This is a genomic window from Halomonas sp. Ps84H-12 (genome assembly GCF_024124725.1).
Lineage (GTDB): Bacteria > Pseudomonadota > Gammaproteobacteria > Pseudomonadales > Halomonadaceae > Vreelandella > Vreelandella aquamarina.
In genome coordinates, this window is record NZ_JAMXSJ010000094.1 from 1 (window position 1) to 1,142 (window position 1,142).

Consider the following 1,142-nt stretch of genomic DNA (forward strand, 5'->3'; position numbering starts at 1 on the left):
GCACAAAAAACGGAATCGGTTGACCCATCGTGACCGCTCAGCGTACAAAACTCTCTCCAGCGTGAAGGCCGTGTGCAAATCGGTCACGATCACCGTAATGACCGGTCACGTTCGCCGGAATACGCAGATAAAGATCAAACGTACTTAAATGTTCCCAACGCCCCGGCAGCAGCTGTGCCGCTTTATCTTGAAAAATTTGCTGGCTTTGGGCTCGAAATACCGCTTGCAGAGAGGAGTCGCCCTTTGCCGTTTTGACAGGCTGATCGCTCTGAATCAGCTCAACAGTCGGGCGCTCTTCGGTGATGGATAAACCAGCGGTACGCAGCGTACTCTCGGTGTCCTCATTGAGTTCTGGAGGGAGTGTTAAGATCGAAGCAGCCGTTGCTTCCCAGCGCTCGTCCGGATCATTATCGAAAAGCCGTTGACGCTGAGCACTGGGGCTTTTTTGTGAATTATGCTCTGCTTTTTCTTGGTACCCGCGTCGCGGCTGCCGCCTATTCAGTCCATAGGCTAAAAAACGGCCTAATTCCTTAATATATTTATCTTTTTGCTGGCTATACTCGTCCACGTGATACGCATCGCAGCATATGCTGATTTTGATAGTAGGCCGGTCTAAAGGGGTGAGGAGGTTTATCCCATCTGCTTCAATGCGCCTTACTACCTTGCAAGCTGACTCCAAATTTTGGCGGTAGGTAGTCGGTGTGAGGCGCTTTTCGTCCTCTTCCGTAAACGCTGGGTTGTTCTGGGCCGCTCGCATATCCAGGCGCCATTTAAACGCCACGTTAATGATGTGAGCGAGTAGCGTGAGTCGTTCGCCCAGCTTTTCTGTCGCTACCTTTGAGCTAGCAAGCTTAAACAAAGCGCCATGGATAGGGTTTGTGCTATGAATCCCTTTTTCACCACTCCCAGTTTGTGAAGTTAAATTCAGCGTGTTTTTATTAATGGCGGTTGCCAGTGCGGAGAGTGCTGATAGATCCCAAGCGTCATCGCCAATGCTAGCTAAGTGTTCAATTGTCGAGTTAAGCTCAGTTCTTGTGTATGGAGGGCAGTAGAGAGGGTGGCGTATCCTGTTGATTGATCTCGCCAGATCACAACCAACATAGGACGGATACGCCATGAGCAATTCTACTCTCCAAGCCGTG

1 protein-coding gene is annotated in these 1,142 nt (G+C 50.3%); it reads right to left on the reverse strand.

Annotation, left to right across the window (positions count from 1 at the left end; genetic code table 11):
* Positions 1–37: 37 nt before the first annotated feature.
* On the reverse strand, positions 38–1,142 hold a 1,105-nt coding region (locus NH344_RS18185), incomplete at its 5' end, for a hypothetical protein (RefSeq protein ID WP_253028293.1).